A 2,238-nucleotide genomic window follows, 5' to 3' on the forward strand; every position below is an offset into this window, starting at 1 on the left:
CCAACTATCGGCTGTAGTCCTACGACACTGGTTTCCAGAAACTCCAAAAAAGCGCGTATGGTATGAGACTGATAAGCTGGTTGTGGCCTGGCCATGTACAGGGTCCACTGGATGCCAAGCGGCGCGGGTAGACGCCGCGCCTGTACGCGCCAGTCTTTTCGGCATAGCAAGGCGGCAGCTGTCACAAAACCGATGCCCAGTCCTGCATCCACAGCAGCGCCGACCGCCTCAACACCCGTCACCTCAATAGACTGTCTGGGCGTCAACCGGGCATCCCGAAAAACTTTTTCGACGGAGCGGCGTATTCCGGAACCCGACTCGCGCCAGATCAGAGGATAGGCCATCAGATCTTCCAAATTCAGAACATCGCGTTGCAACAACGCGTGTCCTTGCGGAAATATCGTCATGATTTCATCATCCAGCCAGGGTGTTACGGAGTAATAGGAAGGCAAACCTTCCAGATCCAAACCACCTTCCAGAAAGAATAAATCCCAGTCAGACAAAGCAATGCTTTCCCAGTCAATAACCCCTCCGCGCAACTGGATTTCCACATCAGGAAATTGCTGCTGAAAAGCAACCAGGCGTTCCGGTAAAAAATAGTTGGCCACGGTATTGGTAGCCGCGATGCGTAAAACCCCGCTTTGCAGGCGTTGGCGACGTAAAATCATATCCTCGAACTCGTCGATGACTTCACGCATACGTTGGGCGGTAGTCAGTAGCGCCTCACCAGCGGGGGTCAGTTGAATACCGCGACCATGACGAATCGTCAAGGGTTCTCCGACCATCTGGCTCAATTTCTGCAATCTTTCAGTAACCGCAGGTTGGCTGCGATGGAGTATCCGCGCTGCTGCACTAATCCCGCCACTTTTGGCCACTGTCAGAAAGGTTAACAAAAGTTCTGTCTCCATATATCGCTATGCCCGATAGATTATATATATATTACCAATTTGACCTATGTATTCATGCTCCGCATGATCGGCGCGTTTACTTAATCAGCATAGAAGCGGTTTCCTATTCATGGCTTTTTCACAGAATGCTCCGGCAGTTTCCCCACTCAGCACCAGCATGGCATTGCTGCTGAACCTGGTGATTGGGCTCGGACATTTTCTGGTGCTGTTCAACACTGGCGCCTATCTGCCCATGATACCCCATGTTGCTGGCAGTTTGGGCGTCAACCCGGATTTTGCGGATTGGACCCAGGCAGATTTTTTTCTGGCCATGGCCCTGGCCTTTCCGACTTCTCCCTGGTTTTTGCAGCGTTGGGGTGAAATGCGGGTTTTATCGGGTGCCTTTATCGCGTTTGCTCTGGCTTCGGCCATCTGCGCGCAAACCAGCCACTATGATGCTTTTCTCAGTGCCCGTATTCTTCAAGGATTTTCGGGTGGATTAACCATCCCGGTCTCCTTGCAGATTATCTTGCGCCATTATCAGGCACATCGCCGTAATATTGGCTTGGGGCTGTGGGGAGTTGCAGCTCTCACCCCTTTTACCCTGGGGCCGGTTATTGGTGGCTGGATCACCGATAGCATCGGTTGGCGCTGGCTGTTTTACCTGAATATACCCATTGCCATCAGCGTGGCTGTCATCATTGCGATTTTGTTATTCGGTCGGGAAATGGAGCACCGCCATCCCTCATTGGACTGGCCGGGCCTGCTTTTACTTCTGATTGCCCTGGCCACTCTGGAGTCAGCCCTTAATGCCGGGGAAGTCATCAGTTGGTGGCGCTCCCAGACTATTCTTTTTCTCGGCATTATCAGCCTGATCACACTGATTTTGTTTGTGATTTGGGAATGGTATGGCACGCATCCCTTACTGGAACTAACCCTCCTGAAACGACGTAACTTCATGATCGGGAGTATTGTGCTGTTTTTTACCGCCCTGTTTTTTCAGGGCAGCATCGCTATTTATATTGTGGGATTTCAATTGGTCATGGGCTACAGCGCGTGGATGGTCGGCCTGTTGATATTACCCATGGCTATCTTTTCGAAAATCAGTTTCATGCTGACCCAACGCCTGCTGAATCATGTAGATGCACGCGTTCTGGCTATTATCTCCTTATTGGGGTTTGCTGCCGCCAGTTTTTGGGTTTCCTCCTACAATCACCCGGCCTCTTTCAGTGAATTACTGTGGCCACAAGCTTTCGTGGGAATATTCCTGGGCAGCCTCTTTCCATCCATCATCGCCATTGCCTTGTCCGGATTATCCGGCCCTGCCGAAATGCGCGGCACTGCCTTTTTG

At 51.6% G+C, this 2,238-nt stretch carries 2 protein-coding genes; one reads left to right on the forward strand and one right to left on the reverse strand.

The genetic code is table 11. The annotated features are described in order from the left end of the window. On the reverse strand, positions 1-893 hold an 893-nt coding region (locus tag HAP95_RS13415; protein WP_264318855.1), incomplete at its 3' end, for a LysR substrate-binding domain-containing protein. A 124-nt stretch (positions 894-1,017) separates the two neighbouring features. On the opposite strand from HAP95_RS13415, the gene HAP95_RS13420 reads away from it, so the two are divergent. After that, on the forward strand, positions 1,018-2,238 hold a 1,221-nt coding region (locus HAP95_RS13420), incomplete at its 3' end, for a DHA2 family efflux MFS transporter permease subunit (RefSeq protein WP_215884664.1).

Source organism: Acidithiobacillus sulfurivorans (assembly GCF_018853815.1).
Taxonomy (GTDB): domain Bacteria; phylum Pseudomonadota; class Gammaproteobacteria; order Acidithiobacillales; family Acidithiobacillaceae; genus Acidithiobacillus; species Acidithiobacillus sulfurivorans.